Source organism: Citricoccus sp. NPDC079358, from assembly GCF_040702545.1.
Classification (GTDB): Bacteria; Actinomycetota; Actinomycetes; order Actinomycetales; family Micrococcaceae; genus Citricoccus.
In genome coordinates, this window is record NZ_JBFBLI010000006.1 from 100,223 (window position 1) to 124,565 (window position 24,343).

Genomic DNA, 24,343 nt, shown 5'->3' on the forward strand with positions numbered 1-24,343 from the left:
TCCGGTGGTCTGGTCCGTCACTTGCTGCCTCCTGCGATCGATGCCACCACGGACGTGAAGATGCCGAGCCCGTCCGTGCCCAGGCGCATGCCCTCGGCGGAGTCCGGGCCGAAGCCGGGTTCCACGGCGTGCTCGGGGTGCGGCATGAGACCCACCACGTTGCCGGCGGCATTGGTGATGCCGGCGATGTCACGGCGGGAGCCGTTGGGGTTGCCGCCGACGTAGCGGAAGGTCACCAGGCCCTCGCCCTCGAGGCGGTCCAGGGTCTTTTCATCGGCCACGTACTGGCCGTCCTGGTTCTTCAGCGGCACGGTGATCTCCTCACCGGCGGTGAACTCCCGGGTCCAGGCGGTCGTGCTGTTCTCCACGCGCAGCGCCTGGTCCTGGCAGAGGAACTTCAGGTTCTCGTTCTTGATCATCGAGCCGGGCAGCAGGTGCGACTCGGTGAGGATCTGGAAGCCGTTGCAGATGCCGAGGACGGGCAGGCCGGCAGCCGAGCCGCCCAGGGTGCCCGGGCCGGCGTCGTTCCCCGACCGTCTGTTCCCACCGGCCGCCGCGATGATGGCGTCCATCAGGGGGGCGAAGCGGGCGATGGCCCCGGCGCGCAGGTAATCGCCGTAGGAGAAACCGCCGGGGATGATCACGGCGTCCAAGGCGGACAGGGCCGCTGCGCCCTCGGGTTCGGCATGCCACAGGGCCACGGCCTCGCCGCCGGCCAGGCGCACGGCGCGGGCGGCGTCCCGGTCGTCCAGGGTGCCGGGGAAGGTCACCACGCCGATGCGTGCGCCGGAGAGGACGGGCCCGGCGGTGGAGTAGTCGCCGATGAGCGGCAGCTCGGTATTCTGCGCGGTCATCAGGCGCTCTGGCTCTCGTCCTGGGCCGATTCGGTCAGCACGGCGACGTTGACCACGTCCTCGATGACCGGGTTGGAGAGCAGCTCTTCGGCGGCCTTCCGGGCTTGGGCGAGGACGTCTTCGGTGACCTCGCCCTCCACGGTCAACTCGAAGCGGCGGCCTTGGCGGACCGACGCGAATCCGGTGAAACCGAGGCGGGGCAGGGCCCCGGCGATGGCCTTGCCCTGCGGGTCAAGGATCTCGGGCTTGGGCATGACGTCGACGACGATCGTGGGCATGGAGGACTCCCGGTGGTATGCGTGAGGGCTTGACTCAGTCTAGCCGTGACCGGCCGGGCCATTCGGCCTACGCTGAAACGATGAACACGTCCGAGAACCCGCCCGCGGATCACGCCACGGACCAGGCCCCCGCCTCGCGTCGGTGCCCTTGCGGCGGCGGCGACGTCTACGGCTCGTGTTGCGGTCGCCTGCACGGGAAGTTCGCCGCGGACGGCACCCTGGCCGCCCCCACCGCCGAGGCCCTGATGCGCTCGCGGTACTCGGCGTTCGCCCTCGCGGCCACGGGAGACCTGGGGCAGGCTGAGGAGTACCTGTTGGCGACGTGGGCGCCCGAGACGCGGCCGGCGCAGCTGGCCCTGGACGGTCCGGCCGATGAATCGGGTGACGATGTCCACTGGCTGCGCCTGGACGTCGAGTCCACGTCCGGCGGGGGCCCCTTCGACGACGCCGGCACGGTCACCTTCACCGCCCACTTCCGGACCCCGGCCGGCCGGCACACCCAGCACGAGACCTCGCGCTTCGTGCGCCGCCAGGGGACCTGGCTCTACCGGGACGGCGAGGTCTCCGCAGCCCCACGTTAAGTCTGGAGGGATTCACCGATTTCGCCCGTCTGGGCGTGAATCCCTCCAGACTCAACGCGGGGTGGAGGGGCGAAGGTGGGCAAGGGCGGCATCAGCCGCCGGCGTTGAGCTGGTACATCACCATCAGCGCGGTGAGTCCCGCCGAGAGCAGGAGTCCCGGGATGGCGAGCAGGACCTGAGTGCGTTTGTTCATCACCATGACGGCCAGGAACTCGCGCAGGTAGGCGCTGGGGAGGTAGTAGCCGGCCGTGCTGCCGCCCACCACGTCCGCGTCCACGCCGATCCGCCGGGAAAGCAGGGCCGCCCTCGGGGCGTGATACTCGTTCGTGGCCACCAGCAGGTGCCCCGGCCCGCTGCCTGGCGGGAGGGCGCCGTCAGCGATCTCCCGCGAGAGGCGCAGGTTCTCCTCCGTGGTGCGTGAGCGCTCCTCGGGCAGGATCAGCTCCGGCGGGACGCCGTGGTCCACGAGGTAATCGGCCATGGCCGCCGCCTCCGGGCGCGGCTCGTCCGGGCCCTGGCCGCCGGAGGGGATGAGGGGCACTCCGCGAACGGACGCTGACCCGGCCGCTGACCCGGCCGCTGACCCGGACGCTGACCCGGCCGCTCCGGAATCCGGACTGGCCGGCGCCAGCAGGGCGGACTGGACCTGCCAGGCCTGGCGCCCCCGGTCCAGGCGGGAGGCCAGCAGCGGGGTCACCTGCCCGTTGATCAGCCCCGCGCCCAGCACCACCACGGCATCCGCCCCCGGACGCGGCTCCCGCCGGGCATACAGGACGGTGAACACCAGGAAGGTCACGAAGGACAGTCCGACCTGGGCGGAGACGAAGAAGGCCAGCGCCGCGGCACCGATGCCCACCGGGTGCAGCGTCGCGACCAGGAGAAAGGCGGCCACGGGCAGTCCCAGCAGGGCGAGCCCGGCCAGCATCGAGAGCAGGTTGCCCCGGCTCCGCCCCTCACGCCGCACCATCTGGACCCCGTTGCGGATGAGGAATCCGGCCAGCACCAGCACGGAGAACGGCAGGGCCAGCAGCACCAGGCCGATCAGCGCCCGCACCTCGGGAGAGAAATACCCGATGAACTCCACCACGGCACCCCACGCGAGCCAGGCGCCCACCAACAGCACGACGGCGGCGCGCAGCCGGCGCGGTTCGGTCCGCCACATCTTCCGGTACAGCAGCCAACATCCCAGGGCGAGCAGGGCGCTGATCATCGGATGCCCTCCAACTCCGCCAGCAGCCGGCCCCGCAGCGCATTGGCCTCCTCGGCGAACCCGCGCTGGGCTCGTACGTACTCGGCGCGGCCCGCGGCGGTCTCGATCCGGATCGGCTCCAGTCCCCAGTCGGACAGCTCGTAGGGGGAGGCCTGCATGTCCATGGTCCGGATCCGCCAGGCCAGCTCGAAACAGTCCGCCACCAGGTCGGAGCTGACGGCCGGCAGCAGCTTGTAGGCCCACTTGTAGACATCCATGTTGGCGTGCAGGCAGCCCGGCTGCTCCAGCTCCACCTGGGTCTGGCGCGTCGGCTGGAGGACGTTCAGCGGCGCGGCCTCGGGGGCGTAGAAGCGGAACGCGTCGAAGTGGGAGCAGCCGATCCGGTTGTGCTCCACCACCGCGTTGGTCCCCTCCGCGCCGAGCCGCAGCGGCACCGTCGAATGCCGCACCCCGTGCACCTCGGAGCGGTACGCCATGGCCCACTCATGCAGCCCGAAGCAGGCCAGCCGGGCGGGGCGCTGTGCCGTCAAGGACAGGATGCGCCCGGCGAAGTCGATCATGGAGGCCCGGCGCTCCGTGAAGGCCGGCACGTCCACCGTCCACCCGCCGTCGGGCAGCCCGCGTTGCGGGGCCACCCACCGGTAGAACCTCCAGCCGCCCCCGGTACCGGGCCCGCCGTCCTGGTGCCCGACGGCGGCCGGTGACCTCCCAGCGCCGCGTTCCGGGCCGGCGTCGGGCCCGGGATCCGCGGCGAGCACCGTGCCGGCGCCCGGATGCCAGCGCTCCAGGGCGCCGGGCGTGAGGGAGTAGTAGGAGAACAGGAAGTCATGCACGAGGTGGCGCACCCCGGCCGCGTGCAGTGCGCGCAACGGCTCGGTGTAGGTACCGATGCGCGCCCGGTGGTCCAGTGCGGCGGCCCGCCACTGCGCCGCGGGCAGCACCCGGAGACCGCCTGCCGTTGACGCGGCGGAGCGCGGGGCGGGGTCTGCGGGCGAGCGCTCGGACGCGGGCGCGGAGGGGGTGGAACGGGACATCCAATCAGCGTACGGTCCTGAGCCGCCCGGTGCATGCCCGGAGGGCCCGCCGGGCAGCGGCACCCGACTTCGTGTAAAAGATCCGTTTCAGGCCTTCCGCTGACCGTCCGGCTCGGGTAAGTTGCCGTCATCCCACATTCGTGGTTGTCATCACTCGCACCGCTCTCACAGGGGCTTCCGCACCGTCTCGTGACCTCTCCGGCCGAGCACCGCGGCGGCCGTTCGCAGCCACGGAGACCACTCGCCGGGCACAACCGTGCCCGGGACGCACCTTGGTGAGGAAAGGCGAGGTTCATGTCCAGGAACCCCAAAACTGCCCGGCGACGCCGGTCACTGACCGCCACATTGGCGGGGATCGGATTGCTGGCCGCGCCCCTTGCGGCGATGCCGGCCGTCGCGGCCCCGGCCGAGGGCGGTTCTGCGCCCTCGATCGATCAGGCGCTGCAGGCCGGCGCCGACTACAAGGACGGCCGCTACTTCGTGATCCTCAAGGAGGATCCGGTGGCCACCTACACCGGCGGAACGGCCGGCTTCGCGGCCACGGCCACCGAGGGTGGCGGCCTGGACGTGGACGCGCCCGCGGTCCAGAAGTACGGCAGCCACCTGACGGCCCGCCAGCTCGAGGTGGCCTCCTCGGCGACCTCTCGACTGAGCGTGGAGCGTCACTTCACCACGGCCCTGAACGCCTTCGTGTCCGAGCTGACCGCCGAGCAGGCCCGCGAGCTGTCCAAGGACGATCGGGTCCTGGGCGTCTCCGAGGTCCAGCAGTACGCCCCGGACTACTCCTCCACCGAGTTCCTCGGCTTGCCCGGCTCGGGCGGGGCCTGGGACCAGCACTACGGCGGCGTGGAGGGCGCCGGTGAGGGCGTGGTCGTCGGCGTCATCGACACCGGCTACTACCCGGACCAGGACATGCTGGCCGGCGAGCCGGTCGCGCCGCTGACCGGGGAACCCCAGGTCGGTGAGCCGTACCTGAACTCGGCGGGCCAGATCGCCATGCTCAAGGCGGACGGCACCACCTTCCGCGGCGACTGCGAGGTCGGCGAGGACTTCGCCGGGGACGAGTGCAACTCCAAGGTGCTCTCCGCGCGGTACTACTCGGAGGACTTCGAGGCCTTCGTTCCGGAAACCGAGCACGACCCCAACGAGCGTCTCTCGCCGATCGACATCTCCTCCCACGGCACCCACACCGCCACCACGGCCGCGGGCAACCACGGCGTGGACCAGGTCATGAACGGCGGCGCCTCCTACGGTGAGGGCTCCGGCGTGGCCCCGGAGGCCAAGGTCTCCGTCTACAAGGTCTGCTGGGAGGACAAGGACCCGGACACCGGCGGCTGCTACGGCACTGCCTCCGTGGCCGCGATCGAGCAGGCCATCATCGACGGCGTGGACGTGCTGAACTACTCCATCTCCGGGTCCAACAACTCGGTGGTCGATCCGGTCTCCCTGGCCTTCAAGTCCGCCGCCGAGGCCGGGATCTTCGTCTCCGCCTCCGCCGGCAACTCCGGCCCCACCGCCCAGACCGTGAACCACTCAGCGCCGTGGCTGACCTCCGTGGCCGCCTCCACGTTCTCCAACGAGCTGTCCGGCACCGTAGAATTCCCGGACGGCAAGAGGTTCCGCGGCGTCTCCTCCATGACCGAGGGCGTCGGACCGGCCGAGATCGTCCTCGCCAACGAGGTCGGCGTGGCCGGTGCCGAGGACCTCGACCTCTGCGCTCCCAACGCCCTGGACCCCGCGGCTGCCGCGGGCAAGATCGTAGTCTGTGACCGCGGCGTGTACGACCGCGTGGCCAAGTCCGCCGAGGTGGAGCGCGCCGGCGGCATCGGCATGGTGCTCGTGAACATCGGCGGCGGCTCCGAGGATGCGGACCTGCACTCGGTGCCCACCGTGCACACCTCGGACGAGTCCATCAAGGACTTGGTGGCCTCCACGGACCAGCCGGCGACCCTGGTGGTCGGGGACACCACGGATCTGGATCCCGTCGCCGTGCCGCAGATCGCCGGGTTCTCCTCCCGGGGACCCTCCACCGCGGTGGACTCCGAGCTGCTCAAGCCGGATATCGCCGCCCCGGGCGTCAACGTCCTGGCCGGCGTCTCCCCGCTGGACCCCATGTACCAGGGGGACTCCTACGGCCTGATGTCCGGCACGTCCATGGCGGCGCCGAACCTGGCCGGCATGGCCGCCCTGATGAGCGCCAAGTACCCGGACTGGTCCCCGATGGCCGTGAAGTCGGCCATGATGACCTCCGCCGGTGACATCCTCAACGCGGACGGCTCGGCCAGCGCGGACAACTTCGCCACCGGTGCCGGCTCCGCCGATCCGGCCGCGATGGTGGACCCGGGCCTGGTCTACGAGGCCGACGCCCGCCAGTGGGACGCCCTCATCCTGGGAGAGATCGCCGGCCGCGACGTCAACGTGCCCTCGATCGCGGTCAACGACCTGCTGGGTGCCGCGACCGTGACCCGGACCGTCACCGCCACCGAGACCGGCACCTGGTCCGCCCAGGGCTCCGTTCCCGGCTACGAGGTGACGGCCGAGCCGGCCAGCCTGTCCCTGGAGGCCGGTGAAACGGCCGACGTGGAGATCACGCTGACCCGCACCGACGCCGAGGCCGACGTGTGGAGCCACGGCTCCTTCACGCTGACCCGCCCCGGTGCCACGGCCGTCACCTCCCCGGTGACCGTGCGCTCCGTGGACGTCCTGGCCGAGGACGCCATCACCGGCGAGGGCACCTCCGGTGCCGCCGAGATCGAGCTTGAGTCCGGGATCACCGGAAACCTCGACCCCGAGATCGAGGGGCTGGGCCTGGCCGAGGTCGAGGACTTCAGCAAGGTTCCCGGTCCGCTGTTCGGTGACCACGATGCCTCGAATCACGTGACCGAGACCGAGATCGCGGAGGGTACCACCTCGGTGAGCTGGTCACTGAACGCCGGTGACGAGCAGTCCGACTGGGACCTGTTCGTCGTGGCCCCGGATGGCTCCGTGATCCAGGTCGCGACCGCCTCCGGATCCGAGGAGCTCGTGCTCACGGACCCGGAGCCGGGGTTGTACGCCGCGGTCTCCAACCTGTACTCCTCGCCGGGCAGCGCCTCCGTGCCGGCCAGCATGGAGACGGTGGTGCTCGAGGGTGACATGGGCAACCTGTCCGTCTCGCCGGAGACACCGCCCGTGGAGAACGGCAAGTCCGCTGACGTCGAGGTCGGGTGGTCCGGGCTGACGCCGGGCACCTGGAAGGGCTTCGTCGAGTGGGCGCCGGGCACCCGCACCGCGGTCTCCGTGACCGTAGAGGAGGGCGGCCCCGGTCCCGGGGAGTGCGATCTCGAGGACTTCTCGGACAACGCCGTGGGTTCCCAGTACTACGACCACGTGCGGTGGATGCAGTGCGACGGGATCACCACGGGCTACGAGGACAACACCTACCGCAAGCACTGGGACATCTCCCGTGGCCAGTCCGTGGCGTTCCTCTACCGCTATGTGGATCCGGAGGGTGAGCCCGAGCCGGCTGACTTCTCGGACGTGCCGGAGGACAGCAACTTCTTCACGCCGATCTCCTGGGCCAGCGCCGAGGGCATCACCACCGGCTACGCGGACGGCACCTTCCGCCAGTTCGACGAGGTGACGCGAGGGGAGTTCGCCTCCTTCGTGTTCCGCGCCGTGGGGCCGGAGCCCGGCACCGTGGAGGACGAAGGCTTCTCCGACGTCCCGGCGACCAGCGCCCACCGCGAGGCCATCTCCTGGATGGCGTCCGAGGGCATCTCCATCGGCTACGAGGACGGCACCTACCGGCCCTACGATCCGATCACCCGTGGTGAGGTGGCCGTGCTGATGTCCCGCACCGATGGTGTGGTGACCGAGTAACCGGAGGGGTGCCCACCGCCCCACCACCCCCGATTTGCGGGCAGAGATCACTGGTGATCTCTGCCCGCAAAGCGCTTTAAGGTATCACCACCCTAAAGCCCGACGTCGGGCCTTCGGTGTGGCCAGTAGGCTTGACCAGTGATGAGCCATGACTCCCGCCACGTCACAGAGGACTTTTCCATGAATCACCACATCGTCCGGTCCGGGGCCCTTGGATGGGGCATCAAGGACTCCTTCAGGGGGTACCTCTCCCGTCAGGCTGACTTCAGCCTGAACGTGGACGACGGCGCATCCGTGGGCGCCGGCAACGCGGTTCAATTCCCCCTCGTCGAGGACCGGTCCGAGGACGTTGTGTGGGCCACCCGCGGCCACGCCGTCTTCCGGGCTCACGGCGGGATGATGCGGCTCTCGCTGAGGAATCCCGTGGTGCGCCTGAGCGGGGCGGACCTGGTGATGGCGTTCGACGTCGGCTCGGGACCGCAGGGTGCGGAACCCGACTACTTCGAGGTGGCCCGGCTCGTAGAGGTCCCGTCCGAGGACCCGCGTCAACGTGCCTATCGGACCTTCCTGTTGCCGGACGCGACGGGAATGTTCAATGACATGTATGACGCGGATTCCGAGTTGGACGCGGTTACCGTGACCACCGAGGTGATGTCCTGACTGCGGGCACCATGAACCAGCGCGATAGGGACAAGGCAGAGACCCGGCAACGCATCGTCGAGGCGGCGCTCGGCCTCTTCCGGGAACGTGGTTACGAGCAGACCTCGATGGGTCACATCGCCACGGCGGCAAACACCAGCCGCGCCAACCTCTACCTGCACTTCAGCGGCAAGCCCCTCATCGTCAAGGAGCGGATGACCCAGATCGAACCGGAGGTCATAGGGCTGTTCGACCGGCTCCAGACCTTGGGGGACTACTCACCCCCGAGCCTGCTGGGCTGGCTGCAGGAGGACCGCCGGATGTATCTGGAGCACCCCGCCGAGTTCGAGGCGATCTCGGCGGCGATGGCGGTGGACGATGAGGTGCTTCTGGAGTGGATCGGTCTCCACCGGCGGATCATCGACGAGCAGCGGTGGCTGCCCCGGCTCTTCCCCGACCCCGGGGAGCGGGAACTGAGGGCCGTCCACATGGCCACCCTCATGATGAGCACCGAGCGGGCCTTCGACGTCATCTTCCTCCGGCGCCGGTCCTCTCTGGACGAGGACCTCGTCCTGGAGTCCCTCGCACGGCAGTGGTCCGCCCTGTTCCAGACGTGAGGGGGCCGTCGGATCCGCCGCTGGAGCGGATCCGACGGCCCAGGGCCTCGGCGTCACGGACCGGTCAGGCGTCCAGAATCAGCCGTGGGCAGGTGCCGTTGGCGCGGGAGACGCAGATCATCATGGTCCGGGTGGCCTCCTGCTCAGAGGGTGAGAGGATCGAGTCGCGGTGCTCGACCTGCCCCTCGAGGACGGGCGTTTCACAGGTGCCGCAGGTGCCCTCCTGGCAGGAGGAGATCACCGGCAGTCCCGCCTTCTCGGCCGCCTCCAGGATGGATTCCTCCGCCCCGACGGTGACGGTCTTCCCGGACCGGGAGAACTCGACCTCGAAGGGGGTGTCGGCGCTGACCTTCTCGACTACCTTCGGGGCGAAGCGCTCCAGGCGCAGCGAGTCCTTCGGCCAGTGGGCCGAGTTGGACTCGGCTGCACGCAGCAGCGGTTCCGGGCCACAGGCGTAGATCAGGGTGCCCTCGCGAACGTCACCGAGGATCCCGGGCAGGTCGATGTGTCCGAGCTCGTCCTGGGGCACCAGGGTGACGCGGTCTCCCCAGAGGGTCAGCTCCTCGAGGAAGGCCATGGAGCCCTTGGTGCGGCCGCCGTAGACCAGTTCCCAGCTGGCCCCGGCCCGTTCAGCCTGTCGGGCCATGGCGAGGATCGGCGTGATCCCGATGCCGCCGGCGATGAATTGGTAGTGTGCTGCCGGCTTCAGGTGGAAGTTGTTCCGCGGCCACGACACCGTCACGGTGCTGCCTTCGGCCAAGTGGTCGTGCACCGAGGCCGAACCGCCTCGGCCTGCTGGCTCGCGCAGGATGCCGATGCGGTAGCTGCTCAGGTCGTCCGGGTCAGAGCACAGCGAGTATTGACGCACGAACGGTTTCCCGTCCGGGTTCGGAACATGGACGTCCAGGTGCGCGCCGGCCTTCCACTGCGGCAGATCGCCGCCGTCGGGGTGGGACAGCTCGAGGGACACGACGCCGTCGGACACCTCGGTGCGCCGGGCCACCTGGAGGTTGAGCGTGCGGATGGTCCGCTCCCGTGACCGCTCGACGTCAGCCAGGTCCCACGTGACCTGAAGTGAGCGGCGGATCGGCAACAGGGCGAGGCGCAGGAAGTCGAGTTCGTCCGGGTTCGTCGGCCGGAGGCTCGGCAGGCGCTCGAACAGGACCTGCAGCCCGGTGGCGCCCTGGACGCGGGCCAGGGGGTTGCCGAGACAGGTGTGGCGGCCTGCCGTGAATCCCAGGTGGTCCTTCGGATCCGGACGGTGGATGTCGAACTCGAAGGGCCGCTCCACATAATCCGGGTCGGTGTTGGCAGAGGCCAGGGCCACGAAGATCATGTCCCCCTTGCTGATCTTCACCCCGGAGAGCTCCACATCCTGCATGGCAGTGCGTGAGGTGAAAGAGGACGATGGCCGGCGCCGGACGGTCTCCTCGAAGACGTTCGACCACAGCTCCGGTTCGGTGATGGCCTCAGCCAGTGCGTCCGGATTCTTGGACAGGAAGATGACGGCGTTCGTCATGGCCTGGGCTGTCGTGTCGGCGCCGGCCATGGAGAACTCGGAGACGTGCAGGCCGACCAGCTCGGTCAGGAGGACGTAGGACCCGTCCTCGTTCTTGGCGGAAGCCATCACGGAGATGACGTCGTCGGCCTCGGACTCCCGCCGGGACTCGACGATGTCCCGGAGGACGAGATTGGCCTTGATGAACCGGTCCCAGACCGCATTGAGGTGCTCTTCGGGAAGGCTCTCATGGGCCGAGGACATGATCGCAGCGTGGTCGTCGCGCAGCTGGCGCATCATCGGCTCGTACTCGTAGCCCAGGCCTAGCAGTGCCATGAGGGTCTGCGTGGTCAGCTCGAGGGCGTAATCCTCCATGAGGTTGGCTGAGCCCTGTTCCTCGAGCTTGTCCAGGATCCGGTGGGCGCGGGCCTCGATCTCGGGCCGCAGCCGCTCCATGCGGTCCTTGGTGAAGCCGCGCTGGGCCACCTGGCGGGACCGCGTGTGGGTGGGCGGGTCCTGGCCCACGATCATCATGGAGATGAGCTCGGGAGGGTAGACCTCCTGGTGCTTGAGCGGGACCTCGGCCGCGGTGTTCTGGGCCGAGGAGAACTTCTGCCAGTCGCCCAGGACCGTCAGGCAGTCCTCGCGGGTGGTGACGATCCACGCATGGAGGTGCTCGTACCAGAACACCGGGGTGTCCGAGCGGACGTCGGCGAACTGCTGTGACGGGTCACGGAAGTAGTCGTCGCCGAGGACGTCGAAGGAAGGGGCGACGGGGGTGCGCCGTGCGGTTTCGGGGGCGTGAACGGTGGTCATGGTTGCTCCTCAGGCAGTGGTGGCGGCGGAGGCGGCGAGGGTGGAGAGCTTCTGGAACCGGGCGACGTTGTCGCCTTCGTCCATGACTCCGGTGGACAGGAACGAGAAGGACACCTGGCTGACGGGATCGATCCAGAACAGAGTGGTGCCGGCCCCGTAGGAGCCGAAGGTGCGCGGGGAGACGAAGGGGCCGAAGAAGCGGGCGTGGACGCCCTCGCCGGCGAGGGCGTAGCCGAGCCCCATGTTGCCCGGGGGGAGGTCCCAGCGCCGCTGGGTGGCGATCATGCCGTATAGGTCGTTGACCATGTCCCCGGTCTGATTGCGGGTGGCCTGGTCGAGGACGGCCTCGGAGATGATGCGCTCGCCGGTGGCGGTGCGTCCGCCGTTGCGGAGCATCTCCGTGAACCGGAACACATCATCCACGGTGGAGACCGCGCCAACCCAGGGCAGCTCGGCGTCCGGCGCGTCCAGGATCTCGTTGAAGCATTCGATGTCCCTGGGCTCGAGCCAGCCGTCGTTGGTCGAGATGACCTTGAGCGGATTGGCACGGCCGCGCAGGCGCTCCGACATGCCGAATCGGGTGTCCGGCATGCCGATCGGGGCAAAGACCTTCTCCTCCATGAGGTCGCGGAAGGACGAGGCGCCGTAGGCGCGGCGGGCCATCTCGCCCAGGAGGGCATGGTTGATGGCGGCCGAATAGTTGAGGTTCTCCCCGGGCTCGTTCACGACATCGACTGAGCACAGGGCCTCGATGACATCGGCCAGCACGCCGAAGCGCTCCGGCGGCAGCCCCGGATTGGGGGTCGCCGGCATACCGGCGCGGTGGGTCAGGAGGTGGACCAGATTGATGCGGTCCTTACGGGCCGCACGGAACGGCTCAGTGCCCATGAATTCGGGGATCAGGTCCACCACGCGGGTGGAGAGCATGAGCTTTCCCTCGCTGACGGCTCGCAGGACGAGGGCGTTGGTGAAGCCCTTGGACATGGACAGGATCCGGAAGACGTCGTCGCCGCCGGTGGGACGTCCGGTGTTCTGGTCTGCCACGCCGTAGGTCCCGCGGAGGGCGACCTCACCGTGGCGGGCGACGATGAGGTTGGCGCCAAGGTAGTCGCCGTTGTCGATGTCCTGGCGGATCGTCTCGTCCAGGACGCGCAGGTAGCGTTCGTCGAGTCCTGCGACGTCGGTGAACGTAGATGGTGTGGTGGTGGGGGTGTTGGCCACGGCGGTCATGGGATGCTCCGTTTCAGTCGGTGGATGCGTGCGGGGTCTGGGGTGTCGGGACGTCGGTGTGGCGCCCCGTGTTCTCGGTGCGGGCCGGGGCTCAGGCCATCAGGGCGCCGCCGGAGGGTGAGAGCGTCTGGCCGGTGTAGTGCTTGGCGGCGTCGGAGGCGAGGAAGAGGACGGTCTGGCCGACCTCGGCAGGATCAGCCACGCGCTTGAGCGGCTGCATGGCCAGCAGGAAGGCCACATGGTCCTCGCCGCTGGCGTTGAGCATGGGGGTATTGATCCCGGCCGGGGCGATCGCATTGACCCGGATGCCGAAAGGCCCCAGTTCTGCGGCGGCGGACTTGGTCAGACCCACCACGGCTGCCTTGGACGCCGGATAATAGGACGGCATCGGGATGCCGAGCAGGCCGGCCACGGAGGAGAAGTTCGTGATGGAGCCCCCGCCGGCGGCCTTCAGCAGCGGCACGGCGGCGCGCATGGTGTAGAAGGTCCCGTTGAGGTTGATCGCCATGACGCGGTTGAAGTCCTCGTCCGTGATCTCCTCCATGAACTCGGGGTTGTAGGACTGGCCGGCCTGGGCCGCGGTGATCATGTCGTGGTTGATGCCGTCCACCCAGGCCTGCTTCTCCCGGTTTGGGGTGGAGACGCCGGCGGCATTGACCAGGATGTCCAGCTTGCCGTGCCGGGTCTTGACCGTCTCGAAGACCGCGTTGACGGCCGAGGAGTCCGAGACGTCGGCCGCGTGGCCTTCGGCCCGGTCGACGCCGGCCAGGGCGGAGTCCAGTGCCTCCTGGCGGAGGTCCATCCCGTAAACGGTGGCACCTGCCCCGGACAGGGCTTTGACGGTCTCCAGTCCCATGCCGGATGCGGCTCCGGTCACGACTGCGATTCTGCCGTTCAATTCCATCTCGCTACCTCTCAATGACCGGCCGAGCACCGGTCCAACGGGTGTGAAGGGGCTCACACAGTGATTGTGGAAAGCAATCATTGCAGTTCGCTGGACAGATGTCTAGTGAAGCCCTCTCCGACCTCAGCCAAGGGGTCCGCAACTTTTTCGCTTGACAAGTGTCCATTCATCGCCAACCATGGTGATCGTCATCACAGACGCCCGTCAAGGGTGGTTGATCCACTCCGGGCACGCCACTCGGCACCCATCCCCTCGTCTCAAGGATCTTTCATGTTGGACAGCGCTCCCCTGAAGTCCCCTGCCGTCCCCGCGGTGACCACCGCACCCGCGGCGACCCCACCCGGTGCACCGCAGACCCGCCATCTGCCGTGGAAGAACGCCGGCATGCTGATGGCGATCACCTTCTCGTTCCTCCAGATGATGAACGAGGTGGGAGCCCTGATGTCCATCCCGCTGTACGGGCAGATGAGCGCGGACCTGAGCCTCACGCCGAGCCAGGTCACCTGGGCCCTGATGGCCACCACGCTGATGGGCTCGGTGTCCATCGCTTTCCTGGCGAAGGTGGGTGACATCTTCGGGCACCGGAAGGTCATGTATATCTGTCTGGGCCTGATCGTGGTGGGCTTCGGGGTGGCGGCCCTGGCCCCGAACCTCGTCACACTCGTCGTCGGCCGCGCGCTGATCGGCGTCATGGCCGGCCAGGCACTCTGTGTGGGCATCATGAACGACCGGCTCTCGGTGGCCCACCGCAAACGCGCGGTGGCCTACATCGCCGCCGGTCAGGCGGCCGGCGTGTTCATCGGATTCGCACTGGGCGGTGCCTTCGTCACCTCGGGCCTGACCTGGCGCCACGCCTTCGTCTTCGGCGGCATCCTGACCCTGCTGAGCCTGATCGGCTTCGCCCTCTGGGGTAAGGACTCCGACGCGATCGAGCGCAACCGCGGCCAGCGGAAGTCCATCGACGTCGGCGGCGTCCTCCTGCTGGGCCTGGGACTGACGGCACTGTGCATCGGCATCAGCCAGTCCATGACGTGGGGCCTCACCTCGGCGCCGACCCTCGGCTTCACGCTGGGCGGCGTCGTCCTGCTGGCGGCCGCCCTGTACTGGGAATCGAAGTCCCCGGATCCGCTGCTGCCGATCGCCGACCTGTTCTCCCGCCGCCTGCTGCCGGCCTACGGCGTCTTCATCTCGATGGGGATCCCCAGCATGCTGCTGTTCAACCTGGTCATGGGCTATGCCATGACACCGGCGGACCCGGTGGCCTACGGCTTCGGGCTGACCCCGCTGCAGGCCGCCTTCATCTTCCTGCCCGAGGTCGTCGCCGGATTCATGGCGGCACGACTGGTGACCCGATGGCTGGCCCTCACCGCCGCGAGGAACGTGCTCGTGGGCGCAGGGCTGCTGATGCTGGCCTCATTCCTGGCCCTGACCTTCGGCCACACCAGCCTCTACGTGGTCGTCGTGGTGGTGTTCTTCTACGGCATGGCCTACACGGCGCTGATGACCACGGCCGTCTCGGTCATCGCCGTCGAGGCGAAGGAGGGCAAGGGCGCCGGCACGGCGTCCATCTACGTCGCCGTGGCCTTGGCGGCCAGCTCCATCGGCACCGCCATCTACTCGGCGATCGCCGGCTGGGGCACCGACCCCGAGACCATGGCCCTGCGCCCGGAGACCTTCACCGTCGGCTTCGGCGTGGCCTCGGTGTTCACCTGCGTGGCCATCGTTTGCGGCCTGACCCTTTCCCGCAACCTCAAGCTGGCCCAGCCGGATTCGGCTCGCTGACCTCCCGCTTTGCGGGCAATCCCCATCGGTGGGGATTGCCCGCAAAGTGCTTCAAGGAGGGGCTCAACATCACGAAGCCCGACGCCGGCCGCGCGAGATGCGCGGCCGGCGTCGGGCCTGGTGCATTGTTGGCTCTCGGGCCGGCTCGAGGGCCGACCCTGCCGCCGGATCAGCGGCCGGTGCCGCCGTAGACGGTGGCTTCCTCGTCCGCGTCGAGGCCGAAGGCCTGGTGCACAGCGCGCACGGCGGTGTCCAGCATGTCCTCGCGGGTGATGATGGAGATCCGGATCTCAGAGGTGGTGATCATCTCGATGTTCACGCCGGCCTGCTTCAGGGCGTCGAAGAACGTGGCGGAGACGCCCGGGTTGGAGCGCATGCCGCCGCCGATCACGGAGAGCTTGCCGACGTGCGGGTTGAGGATGGCGTCCTCGAAGCCGATCTCCTCCCGGGCGGCGTCCAGGGCGTCCATGGCCGTTTTGCCGTCGGTGATCGGCAGGGTGAAGGAGATGTCCGTGCGTCCGGTCTCCACGCGGGGGACGTTCTGCACGATCATGTCGATGTTCACGCCGGCCGTGGCGACCACGTTGAACACCTCAGCGGCCTTGCCCGGGAAGTCCGGGACGCCGTAGACGGTGACCTTGGCCTCGGAGCGGTCGTGGGCCACGCCGGAAACGATCGGCTGTTCCATGGGTTCGCCTTCCTCAAGTGTGATGGTGTCGTCGGGGTTGGGGCGCACCCAGGTGCCCTCGTTGTGGGAGAAGGAGGAGCGCACGTGCAGCAGCACGCCGAAGCGGCGGGCGTACTCCACGCAGCGCAGGTGCAGGATCTTGGAGCCGGCCGCGGCCATCTCCAACATGTCCTCGGAGGAGATCTCGTCGATCTTCCGCGCCGAGGGGACCACGCGCGGGTCCGCGGTGTAGACGCCGTCCACGTCCGAGTAGATCTCGCAGACGTCCGCGTGCAGGGCGGCGGCCAGGGCCACCGCCGTGGTGTCGGAGCCGCCGCGGCCCATGGTGGTGATGTCCCGGGACTCCCGGCTCATGCCCTGGAAACCGGCCACGATCGCGATGTCGCCGGCATCCACGGCATCCTTCACGCGGTCGGGGGAGACATCGATGATCCGGGCGTCTCCGTGCAGGCTGTCCGTGAACATGCCGGCCTGGGAACCCGTGAAGGACTGGGCGGTGGCGCCCTGCGAGTGGATGCCCATGGCGAGCAGGGACATGGAGATGCGCTCGCCGGCGGAGAGCAGGATGTCCATCTCGCGGGCCGGAGGCTCCCCGTTGATCTGTTCGGACAGGTCCAGCAGCTCATCGGTGGTGTCACCCATCGCGGAGACCACCACCACCACCTGGTGGCCGGCCTGCTGGGTTTCCACCACGCGTTGGGCCACGCGGAGGATCCCCTCGGCATCGGCGACGGAGGATCCGCCGTACTTCTGGACGATCAGACTCATGCAAGGACCTCAGAGGGGGTTGACGTACCGCTGTCAGCGGGCTGGCAAAGGGACTGCTGTTCAGTCTAGGTGGAGGCGGCGTTCGGGCCCCGCCCATGACCACTGAGATCACGGAACAGTAACGACGCCGTGCTGACTGGGCCCGGATCGACCGACGCAACCGACTCGTGACCTGCCCGTCCTTGCCGCGGCGTGGGCGGTGCCGGACGATGGGCCCATGACTACCGCCACCCGAACCGATGATTCCGGCGAGCCTCCGGTCCCCGCCGCCCCGGACCCGGTGCCGGGCATCACCGTGGACTCGGTGGCGCGCAGCTTCGGGTCCGTCCGGGCCCTGCAGGGCGTGGACCTCACGGCGCCGGCGGGGGCCATCACCGCACTGGTGGGTCCCAATGGCTCGGGGAAGACGACCCTCATGCTGGTGCTGGCCTCGCTGCTGAAGCCCGACGCCGGCTCCGTCATGATCGCCGGCGCCGACCCGGTGGTCCACCCGGCCGTGGTCCGCCGGAACACCGGCTGGATGCCGGACACGCTCGGGGTGTGGGAATCGCTGACGGCCCGCGAGATCCTCGCGACCATGGGCCGGTTCTACGGGATGGACCGGGACCGCGTGCGGTCCCGCGCGGCGGAGCTGCTGGAGTGGCAGGAGCTGTCCACGGTCGCGGACCAGCCGGCGCGGGTGCTCTCCCGCGGGCAGCAGCAACGGCTCTCCCTGGCCCGGGCCATCCTCCACGATCCGCAGGTGCTGCTCCTGGACGAGCCGGCGTCCGGACTGGATCCGGGCTCCCGGATCCGCCTCCGGGACGACCTCAAACAGATGGCCGCCGCCGGCAAGACCATCCTGGTCTCCTCCCATGTGCTCTCCGAGCTCGACGAGATGGCGGACCTGGCCGTCTTCATCCAGGCCGGGGCCACCGTCCGGGTCGAGGATCTCAGCCAGGAGGGCGCCGCCGGGGGCCGCTACCTCATCACCGCTCTCGAGGCCGGGGCCTTGCACGCCGCCCTGGAGCACTACTCCATCGCCTACCGCACCGAGGGCAAGCGGCGGGACTCGGTCAGCGTGGAGGTGGACTCGGCCAGCGAGGCCGCTGACATGCTCGCCACCCTCGTGGGTGCTGGCGTCCGGGTCCTGTCCTTCACCCCCGGCACCTCGCGCCTGGAGGCCGCGTACCTGGAATTGGACCGCCGCCGTCCGGCGGAGGGGCCGGCGTCGTTCTCCGGGCCCGACGCCGGCCGGGCCGGTACCGCACCGCGGCCGGGCCCGCGCCCGGCTGGAAGGGGGACGGAGTGATGGCGATGGACACCAAGCCGCAGGAGTCGGCCGTTCGACCGGAGGGCCGGCTCGGTTGGGGCACGGCCCTCGGCAACGTCATCCAGATGGAGTTGCGCCAGCGGCTGCGGACCCGCAGCTGGTACGTCATGCTGGCCGTCTGGTTCGTGGTCATCGGCCTGGTCACGTGGGGGTCGGTGGCCAGCTACAACACGTTGGCCGGTGACGACCTGTTCTTCGGCCCGGGCCGCTTCGTGTTCGAGGCCGTGGTCGGCTTCGTGCTGTTCTTCGGGCTGCTGGTGGCCCCGGCCATGTCCGCGAGCACCGTCAGCGGGGACCGGGCCGGCGGAACCCTGGCGATCGTCCAGGTCACCCTGGCGACCCCGGGACAGCTGCTCACCGGCAAATGGCTGGCCTCCTGGATCGCCGCGCTCGGCTTTCTCGTGGCCGCCCTGCCGTACATCGTCCTGGCCGTGGTCCTGGGCGGATTGGACGTGCCGGGGCTCGTGGTCTTCGTCCTGATGGTGGCCGTGGAGCTCGGGGTCATCTGTGCCCTCGGCACCGCTGTCTCGGCCATCGTGACCCGGACCCTGTTCGCGGTGGTGGCCACCTACCTGCTGGTGGCCCTGTTCTCCCTGGGCACGCTGATCGGCTTCGCCCTGACCGCTCCGCTGACCATGACCACCGTGCCGGCCAACCAAGCGGTGTATCCGGACGAGCAGCCGCTCGTCGACGAGGAGACCGAGTACGACGCGGCGCAGTGGGAACCACTGAGGTGCACCGGGCCGATGGTCCCCCAGGAGGTCCTGGACACCCGGTCCACCTATTGGATGCTGGCCGCCAACCCGTTCGTGGTGGTGGCGGACGCCGTGCCGCATCCGGAGAAGCCGCCCTATGATCCTGACGACCCGGACACCTGGGCTCCCGATGGCATCATGACCTCGATCTCCACCGGGGTGCGCTACCTGCAGCAGCCGCCGGAGGCGAACGTCGAGTGTGCCCACGGCCAGCTGATCGACGACGACGACGATCTGCCGGAGGAGGACTCCCAGGACACCCCGGTCTGGCCGCTCGGACTGGGCATCCAGATCGCGGTGGCCGCCGCCCTGTTCGCGTGGGGCCGCCAGCGGCTGGTGGCCCCGGCCGCCCGGCTGCCGCGCGGGACCCGCGTGGCGTGACCGGCCGGCGTCGCCCCCTCAGCCAGCGTCCGTCAAGCCCTCTTAACGCACTGTCCGGCCTATCCCCACCGGTGGGGATAGGCCGGACAGGGGCAGGGGTCAGCGGGTCCCGATCTGCCCCTCGCCGAGGACGGCACGGAGGAACTTCTTGGTGCGGTCATGCGTGGGGGCGGTGAACATGGTGTGCGGATCGGCGTCCTCCACGATCGCGCCGCCGTCGAACATCAGCACCCGGTCTGAGACGTCCCGGGCGAACTGCATCTCGTGGGTGACGATCAGCATGGTGATGTCCGTGGTGTCCGCGATGTTCCGCAGAATGCCGAGCACCTCGTCCACGATCTCCGGGTCCAGCGCGGAGGTCACCTCGTCCAGCAGCAGGATCTCCGGGTCCATCGCCAGCGCACGGGCGATGGCCACCCGCTGCTGCTGACCGCCGGACAGGGACGAGGGGTGGGCATCCGCCTTGTCATCCAGCCCGACCTTGTGCAGCAGGTCCTTGGCCTTGGCCCGGGCCTCGGCCTTGGACTGGCCCAGCACGTGGATGGGGGACTCGGTGATGTTCTCCAGCACGGTCATGTTCGGGAACAGGTTGAACTGCTGGAAGACCATGCCGATCCGGGTGCGGGTCTTCTTGATCTCCTTGTTGGACAGCCGGACCCGCTTGCCGCCGGTGATCCGATGGGTCAGCGGGTCCCCGTCGATGAGGATCATCCCGTCCGTGGCCTCCTCCAGGGTCATCACCAAGCGGAGGATGGTCGTCTTGCCGGAGCCGGACGGGCCGATCAGGGTCACGCGCTCACCCTTGTTGACGTGGAAGTTCAGGTCCTTGAGGACCACGTTGTCACCGAAGCGCTTCTCCACGTCGCGGAACTCGATGAGAGGGGCGGTGCCTGCGGCGGCACCCGCAGTAGCTCCACGGGTGCGGTCACCGGGGGTGGTGGCACCGGGGTCAGTAGGCGTAGGCAAGTCGCTTCTCCAATCGGCGGACGAGGACAGACGTGGGATAGCTGGCCAGCAGGAAGATGATGCCGGCCAGCGTGATGGCCTCCACGTAGCGGAAGTTGTTGCCACCGAAGATCTGGGCGGCGTTGACCATCTCCACCACGCCGATCACCAGCAGGAACGGCGTGTCCTTGAACATGGAGATGGCGTAGTTGCCCAGGGCCGGCACGGTGGCGCGCAGGGCCTGGGGGATCACGACGGCGGTCCAGGTGCGTCGCGTGGACATGGACAGTGCCGTGGTGGCCTCCCATTGGCCCGGCGGCACGGCATCGATACCGGCGCGGTACACCTCGGACATGTACGTCGAGTAGTGGATGCCGAACACCACGATCCCGATGGTGATCGAATCGAACATCAGGAACGTGTAGTAGGCGAACAGCAACTGCACGACGATCGGGGTCATGCGGATGAAGCTGACGACCCACTTGACGATCCCGGAGATCGGCTGGGGGGCCAGCCGGATGATCATGGCCCAGACCAGGCCGAGGGCGGCCGCGATCAGGGTGGAGACCACCGTCACCAACAGGGTGACGGTCAGGAATCCCTCCAGGATCTCCGGCAGGGCCCGGAAGGCGATGTCCCAGTCCCATGCGGGGTTCTGGTTCTGCATCAGACGCCACCTCCCGCCGTGGACAGTGAGTTCTTGTTGGTGGGTGTGGGCGAGAGGACCTCACGCAGAGACGGTCCCCGGCCCAGCCGGTGCTTGGCGCGGGCCTCCAGGGCATTCATGAAGAGCGTCAGGATCAGGGCGAGGAGGAAGTACCCCACCAGCCCGACGGCCGCGTAGGCCCAGAACGTGTCCGTCTGCCGGGTGAGCTGGTCCAGGTAGAACGTGAAGTCCCGCAAGAGGATGACGCTGACGATGGCCGTGCCCTTGAGCAGGTGGACCATCAGGCTGGCCAGGGACGGGATCATCAGGGCCCAGGCCTGCGGGAAGATCACCCGCCGCATCCGGTGGACCGGAGACATGGACAGGGCCGTGGTGGCTTCCCATTGTCCGCGCGGCACCGACGCGATGGAGCCGCGCACCACCTCTGCGGAGTAGGCCCCGTAGTTCAGGCCCAGGGCGAGCACGCCCACGACCATGCCGGGCAGCTCGACCCCGAGCTGGGGCAGGACGAAGAAGATGAAGAACAGTTGGACCACCAGGGAGGTCCCGCGGAAGAACTCGATGATGATCCGGCCGGGGATGGCCAGGGCCTTGTTGGAGGCCCCGGCCATCAGCCCGAGGACAACGGCGAGGACGAGGGAGAGCGCCGAGCCCAGGACGGTGAGCTGGATGGTCACCCACAGTCCCTGGACGAGGAACGGCCAGGCCTCCGCTGTGGCTTGGAGGTTGTCAAGCACCGACTATCAGCCCAGTTCGCCTGCGCACAGCTGTTCGGTAGTGAGGTCCTCCGGGGGGAGGTTCTCGGCGGTGAAGCCGTAGTCACCCACCACCTCCAGGTAGGACTCCTCCGACTCGGTGACGGACCCCAGCGCCTCGTTGTAGGCCTCCAGCAACTCGGCGTCGTCCTGGCGGAAGACGGTGCCGCCGGCGCCGATCTGCTCCACGCCGTCGATCACCTGGACGAAGGCGTCGGTGGTCTCGACGCCGGCGTCCGGGTTCTCCTCGGCCAGGGTGTTCAGGGAGATGGCGGTCATGGCGAAGGCGTCCGCTCGGCCGTTGGCCACGGTGTCCATGCCGGTCTGCGCGTCCGGGACGGACTGGACCTCCAGGCCCAGGGACTCGGCATAACCGGCCTCGATGCCGCCGGCCAGCACGGCCAGGTTGACGTTCTCGCCGGCATCCATCTTCTCCTTGACCGAGTCCAGGTCGGTCAGGCCCATCGGATTGCCTTCGGCGACCATCAGGGTGGTGGTGTACATGATCTCCGGATCGGAGAACGCGGCCTGGGCACAACGGTCCGGGAGGATGGACATGCCGGCGGAGACGGCGTCGAAGCGGCCGGCGTTCAGGCCGGGGATCAGGGAGTTCCACTCGACCAGTTCCGCCTCGACATTGTCGATGCCCATGTCCGCGAAGATCTTCTCGTGCATGGCCACGGTGGCCCCGGCGGGCTCGCCGCCGTCGAGGTAGGAGTAGGGCACCTCGCCGGCGATGCCGACGGTGATGGTGCCCTCCTCCTGGAGGCGCTCCAGGGTGTTGCCCTCGGCTGCGGTGGTGCCCTCGCCGCCTTCGCTGCCCTCGGCACCACCGTCACCCCCGCCGCAGGCCGTGAGCATCAGGGCCGAGACGGCCAACAGGCCCGCGCCCTGTAGTAGCCGGCGCTGGCGGGACGTCCCGGCGGGAGAGGTCAGGGTGGTCAGGTGCTGGACGGTCATGGCGTGCTCCTCAGCTGTCCGGACCTCCCGGGCTGCCGGCGGGAGAGCCGGTGGTGCGAATCGTGACGGTGCTTGGGTGCGGTGCGTCGTGGTCTGGGCGATGCGCGGAGGCGGCCACACGAGGGTCGGGGATCGTCCCCACACTGTGGCCGGCGCCACGAAAAGCGCTGGCAACCTGCGGCCGACGTTAGCAGAATGTGAACGGGGCCACCATCAGATCGTCGACCTGAAGAATGTCGACAATGTAACGATTCGCGTGGAATGATCAGGGTCCGTCGCATGGAATGATCGTGTTTGCGTCGAAAGGAACCGCCACATGAACCAGACCCAGGACCGGGGCTCCGCACGCCGGAATGGACCGGTCACCAGGCCTCTGGTCAACACGGTGCGCCGTCCCTCGACGGTCGATTTGATCGCCGTGGAACTGCGCAACGCGATCTACGGGGGCACCTTGATGCCGGGGTCCTCCGTCCGCGAGGCCGAGGTGGCCTCCCAGCTCGGGGTCAGCCGTGGTCCCCTGCGGGAATCGGCACAGCGACTGGTCCAGGAGGGCCTGCTGGTGGCGCGACCTGGAGCGGGCCTGCGCGTGGTGACGGTGGGTGCGGATCAGGTGGAGGACCTCTACCAGGCACGCCTCGCGATCGAGGGCGCCGCGGTGCGCCAGATCGCCGCTGTGGCTCCCGAGGAGCGCCGGCAGCACATCGCCTCGGCCGAGGGTCTGCTGGACGCACTGATCTCGGCGCTCGAGGACGGCTCCGATGCCCGCCGGATCGGGGACGCGGACCTGGACCTGCACTACGGGCTGGTCGAGGCCACCGGCAACCTGCGGCTGATGTCCTTCGCCTCCACACTGATCATCCAGACGCGCGTCGCAGCGCTCTCGCACGCGGATGGCTATGTGGTGCGGACGGACATCCTCGACGTGCACCGCTCGTTGCTGCGCCAGCTCTCGGACGGCGACGGCCAGGCCGCAGCGGAGACGCTCGAAGGGCATTTCCGGCAGACGGTGGATCGCCTGCTCGGACGCCTGAACGAGCCCTTCAGCACGGTCTCCGGCGAGGCCGACGGCTCGCACTTCTCCTTCAACCGCCTGCCCTGACCGCTGCCCGGGCGAGAGCGCCAGGCACCACCCCAGGGTGGGCTGTGCCCGCTCGATAGCCCGGCGTCAGCCGGTGACGTTGCGCCGGCCCTCGAAGGCACGCCCGAGGGTGACCTCATCGGCGTACTCGAGGTCTCCGCCCACCGGCAGTCCGGAGGCCAGGCGGGTGACCTTCAGGCCCGTCGAGCCGAGCATCCGGGCCAGGTAGGTGGCGGTCGCCTCGCCCTCGAGGTTCGGATCGGTCGCGAGGATGACCTCCTCGATCTCGGCGTTCTGCAAGCGGGTCAGCAGCTCGCGGATGTGCAACTGGTCCGGGCCGATGCCCGCGATCGGATTGATGGAGCCGCCGAGCACGTGGTACCGGCCGCGGAAGGTGCGAGTCCGTTCGATCGCCATGACGTCCTTGGACTCCTCCACCACGCAGATTTGGGCCCGGTCCCGCCGCTCGTCACGGCAGATGGAGCAGGTCTCCTGTTCGGAGACGTTGAAGCAGATGCTGCAGTGCTTGACCTTGTCCTTGACCGTGCGGATCGCATCGGCCAGCCGCATCATGTCCTCCGCTTCGGCCTCCAGGACGTGGAAGGCGATGCGCTGGGCTGACTTCGGCCCGATGCCGGGCAGCCGTCCGAGCTCGTCAATCAGGTCCTGGACCGCACCTTCGTACACGCTACCGACCACTTTCTGCGTTGCTGGACCGGCCGGTGGGCCG

At 68.9% G+C, this 24,343-nt stretch carries 21 protein-coding genes; 8 read left to right on the top strand and 13 right to left on the bottom strand.

The genetic code is table 11. The features are described 5' to 3' along the window. Window positions 1-17: 17 nt before the first annotated feature. A complete protein-coding gene (locus AB0333_RS09370) occupies window positions 18-854 on the bottom strand; it encodes a phosphoribosylformylglycinamidine synthase subunit PurQ (protein ID WP_366218425.1) in 837 nt (278 codons plus the stop codon). Next, window positions 854-1,132, bottom strand: a complete 279-nt coding sequence (purS, locus tag AB0333_RS09375; protein ID WP_366218426.1) for a phosphoribosylformylglycinamidine synthase subunit PurS — start codon at window positions 1,130-1,132, stop codon at window positions 854-856. The genes AB0333_RS09370 and purS overlap by 1 nt, the downstream gene beginning before the upstream one ends. 80 nt (window positions 1,133-1,212) lie before the next feature. On the opposite strand from purS, the gene AB0333_RS09380 reads away from it, so the two are divergent. Continuing rightward, window positions 1,213-1,713: a YchJ family metal-binding protein gene (locus AB0333_RS09380; protein WP_366218427.1), complete on the top strand. Its 501-nt coding sequence runs from the start codon at window positions 1,213-1,215 to the stop codon at window positions 1,711-1,713. A gap of 91 nt (window positions 1,714-1,804) precedes the next feature. Here AB0333_RS09380 and AB0333_RS09385 read toward each other — a convergent pair whose 3' ends face one another. Next, window positions 1,805-2,923 (bottom strand): YdcF family protein, encoded by a 1,119-nt coding sequence (locus tag AB0333_RS09385; RefSeq protein WP_366218428.1) that lies wholly within the window; start codon window positions 2,921-2,923, stop codon window positions 1,805-1,807. Continuing rightward, window positions 2,920-3,957, bottom strand: a complete 1,038-nt coding sequence (locus tag AB0333_RS09390) for a 3-methyladenine DNA glycosylase (protein WP_366218429.1) — start codon at window positions 3,955-3,957, stop codon at window positions 2,920-2,922. Before AB0333_RS09390 ends, AB0333_RS09385 begins: the two co-directional genes overlap by 4 nt. Before the next feature lie 294 nt (window positions 3,958-4,251). Here AB0333_RS09390 and AB0333_RS09395 point away from each other — a divergent pair, with 294 nt between their 5' ends. The 3 genes from AB0333_RS09395 to AB0333_RS09405 all read left to right on the top strand — a co-directional run bounded on the left by AB0333_RS09395 (window position 4,252) and on the right by AB0333_RS09405 (window position 9,074). Next, complete coding sequence (locus tag AB0333_RS09395) at window positions 4,252-7,818, top strand: S8 family serine peptidase (RefSeq protein ID WP_366218430.1); 3,567 nt, start codon at window positions 4,252-4,254, stop codon at window positions 7,816-7,818. Between the two features lie 180 nt (window positions 7,819-7,998). Further along, window positions 7,999-8,478, top strand: coding sequence for an HtaA domain-containing protein (locus AB0333_RS09400; protein ID WP_366218431.1), 480 nt, complete (start codon window positions 7,999-8,001; stop codon window positions 8,476-8,478). 11 nt (window positions 8,479-8,489) lie between these two features. After that, window positions 8,490-9,074, top strand: coding sequence for a helix-turn-helix domain-containing protein (locus AB0333_RS09405; protein WP_366218432.1), 585 nt, complete (start codon window positions 8,490-8,492; stop codon window positions 9,072-9,074). A 64-nt stretch (window positions 9,075-9,138) separates the two neighbouring features. On the opposite strand, the gene AB0333_RS09410 is transcribed toward AB0333_RS09405, so the two are convergent. From AB0333_RS09410 to AB0333_RS09420, 3 genes are all read right to left on the bottom strand, one after another. Next, window positions 9,139-11,388, bottom strand: a complete 2,250-nt coding sequence (locus tag AB0333_RS09410) for a cytochrome P450 (RefSeq protein WP_366218433.1) — start codon at window positions 11,386-11,388, stop codon at window positions 9,139-9,141. A gap of 9 nt (window positions 11,389-11,397) precedes the next feature. Then, entirely contained in the window at window positions 11,398-12,618 is a 1,221-nt protein-coding gene (locus AB0333_RS09415; RefSeq protein WP_366218434.1) for a serine hydrolase domain-containing protein, read from the bottom strand. Between the two features lie 91 nt (window positions 12,619-12,709). Then, complete coding sequence (locus AB0333_RS09420) at window positions 12,710-13,495, bottom strand: SDR family NAD(P)-dependent oxidoreductase (RefSeq protein WP_366218435.1); 786 nt, start codon at window positions 13,493-13,495, stop codon at window positions 12,710-12,712. A 297-nt stretch (window positions 13,496-13,792) separates the two neighbouring features. Here AB0333_RS09420 and AB0333_RS09425 point away from each other — a divergent pair, with 297 nt between their 5' ends. Continuing rightward, a complete protein-coding gene (locus tag AB0333_RS09425; RefSeq protein WP_366218436.1) occupies window positions 13,793-15,304 on the top strand; it encodes an MFS transporter in 1,512 nt (503 codons plus the stop codon). Between the two features lie 169 nt (window positions 15,305-15,473). Here the strand turns inward: AB0333_RS09425 and AB0333_RS09430 are convergent, their stop codons facing one another. Continuing rightward, complete coding sequence (locus AB0333_RS09430; protein WP_366218437.1) at window positions 15,474-16,760, bottom strand: aspartate kinase; 1,287 nt, start codon at window positions 16,758-16,760, stop codon at window positions 15,474-15,476. A gap of 217 nt (window positions 16,761-16,977) precedes the next feature. Between AB0333_RS09430 and AB0333_RS09435 the strand changes: the two genes are divergently transcribed. Both AB0333_RS09435 and AB0333_RS09440 read left to right on the top strand, forming a co-directional pair. Continuing rightward, complete coding sequence (locus tag AB0333_RS09435) at window positions 16,978-18,051, top strand: ABC transporter ATP-binding protein (RefSeq protein ID WP_366218438.1); 1,074 nt, start codon at window positions 16,978-16,980, stop codon at window positions 18,049-18,051. Next, entirely contained in the window at window positions 18,051-19,208 is a 1,158-nt protein-coding gene (locus AB0333_RS09440) for an ABC transporter permease (protein WP_366218439.1), read from the top strand. The genes AB0333_RS09435 and AB0333_RS09440 overlap by 1 nt, the downstream gene beginning before the upstream one ends. Before the next feature lie 99 nt (window positions 19,209-19,307). On the opposite strand, the gene AB0333_RS09445 is transcribed toward AB0333_RS09440, so the two are convergent. From AB0333_RS09445 to ehuB, 4 genes are all read right to left on the bottom strand, one after another. Then, entirely contained in the window at window positions 19,308-20,069 is a 762-nt protein-coding gene (locus AB0333_RS09445) for an amino acid ABC transporter ATP-binding protein (protein WP_366218565.1), read from the bottom strand. A gap of 88 nt (window positions 20,070-20,157) precedes the next feature. Next, entirely contained in the window at window positions 20,158-20,820 is a 663-nt protein-coding gene (gene ehuD / locus AB0333_RS09450) for an ectoine/hydroxyectoine ABC transporter permease subunit EhuD (RefSeq protein ID WP_366218440.1), read from the bottom strand. Next, window positions 20,820-21,557, bottom strand: coding sequence for an amino acid ABC transporter permease (locus tag AB0333_RS09455; RefSeq protein ID WP_366218441.1), 738 nt, complete (start codon window positions 21,555-21,557; stop codon window positions 20,820-20,822). Before AB0333_RS09455 ends, ehuD begins: the two co-directional genes overlap by 1 nt. A gap of 6 nt (window positions 21,558-21,563) precedes the next feature. Next, window positions 21,564-22,535, bottom strand: a complete 972-nt coding sequence (ehuB, locus tag AB0333_RS09460; RefSeq protein ID WP_366218442.1) for an ectoine/hydroxyectoine ABC transporter substrate-binding protein EhuB — start codon at window positions 22,533-22,535, stop codon at window positions 21,564-21,566. 316 nt (window positions 22,536-22,851) lie between these two features. Between ehuB and AB0333_RS09465 the strand changes: the two genes are divergently transcribed. After that, the gene (locus AB0333_RS09465) at window positions 22,852-23,634 is read left to right on the top strand and encodes a GntR family transcriptional regulator (RefSeq protein WP_366218443.1); all 783 of its coding nucleotides are present in this window, start codon (window positions 22,852-22,854) and stop codon (window positions 23,632-23,634) included. 66 nt (window positions 23,635-23,700) lie between these two features. Here AB0333_RS09465 and recR read toward each other — a convergent pair whose 3' ends face one another. Beyond that, the gene (gene recR, locus AB0333_RS09470; protein WP_366218444.1) at window positions 23,701-24,300 is read right to left on the bottom strand and encodes a recombination mediator RecR; all 600 of its coding nucleotides are present in this window, start codon (window positions 24,298-24,300) and stop codon (window positions 23,701-23,703) included. Window positions 24,301-24,343: the final 43 nt, after the last annotated feature.

Excerpts from the sequence above, each read along its gene's own strand:
- AB0333_RS09370 (WP_366218425.1), bottom strand. The coding sequence starts at position 854 with ATGACCGCGCAGAATACCGAGCTGCCGCTCATCGGCGACTACTCCACC.
- purS (WP_366218426.1), bottom strand. The coding sequence starts at position 1,132 with ATGCCCACGATCGTCGTCGACGTCATGCCCAAGCCCGAGATCCTTGAC.
- AB0333_RS09380 (WP_366218427.1), top strand. The coding sequence starts at position 1,213 with ATGAACACGTCCGAGAACCCGCCCGCGGATCACGCCACGGACCAGGCC.
- AB0333_RS09385 (WP_366218428.1), bottom strand. The coding sequence starts at position 2,923 with ATGATCAGCGCCCTGCTCGCCCTGGGATGTTGGCTGCTGTACCGGAAG.
- AB0333_RS09390 (WP_366218429.1), bottom strand. The coding sequence starts at position 3,957 with ATGTCCCGTTCCACCCCCTCCGCGCCCGCGTCCGAGCGCTCGCCCGCA.
- AB0333_RS09395 (WP_366218430.1), top strand. The coding sequence starts at position 4,252 with ATGTCCAGGAACCCCAAAACTGCCCGGCGACGCCGGTCACTGACCGCC.
- AB0333_RS09400 (WP_366218431.1), top strand. The coding sequence starts at position 7,999 with ATGAATCACCACATCGTCCGGTCCGGGGCCCTTGGATGGGGCATCAAG.
- AB0333_RS09405 (WP_366218432.1), top strand. The coding sequence starts at position 8,490 with ATGAACCAGCGCGATAGGGACAAGGCAGAGACCCGGCAACGCATCGTC.
- AB0333_RS09410 (WP_366218433.1), bottom strand. The coding sequence starts at position 11,388 with ATGACCACCGTTCACGCCCCCGAAACCGCACGGCGCACCCCCGTCGCC.
- AB0333_RS09415 (WP_366218434.1), bottom strand. The coding sequence starts at position 12,618 with ATGACCGCCGTGGCCAACACCCCCACCACCACACCATCTACGTTCACC.
- AB0333_RS09425 (WP_366218436.1), top strand. The coding sequence starts at position 13,793 with ATGTTGGACAGCGCTCCCCTGAAGTCCCCTGCCGTCCCCGCGGTGACC.
- AB0333_RS09430 (WP_366218437.1), bottom strand. The coding sequence starts at position 16,760 with ATGAGTCTGATCGTCCAGAAGTACGGCGGATCCTCCGTCGCCGATGCC.
- AB0333_RS09435 (WP_366218438.1), top strand. The coding sequence starts at position 16,978 with ATGACTACCGCCACCCGAACCGATGATTCCGGCGAGCCTCCGGTCCCC.
- AB0333_RS09440 (WP_366218439.1), top strand. The coding sequence starts at position 18,051 with ATGGCGATGGACACCAAGCCGCAGGAGTCGGCCGTTCGACCGGAGGGC.
- ehuD (WP_366218440.1), bottom strand. The coding sequence starts at position 20,820 with ATGCAGAACCAGAACCCCGCATGGGACTGGGACATCGCCTTCCGGGCC.
- ehuB (WP_366218442.1), bottom strand. The coding sequence starts at position 22,535 with ATGACCGTCCAGCACCTGACCACCCTGACCTCTCCCGCCGGGACGTCC.
- AB0333_RS09465 (WP_366218443.1), top strand. The coding sequence starts at position 22,852 with ATGAACCAGACCCAGGACCGGGGCTCCGCACGCCGGAATGGACCGGTC.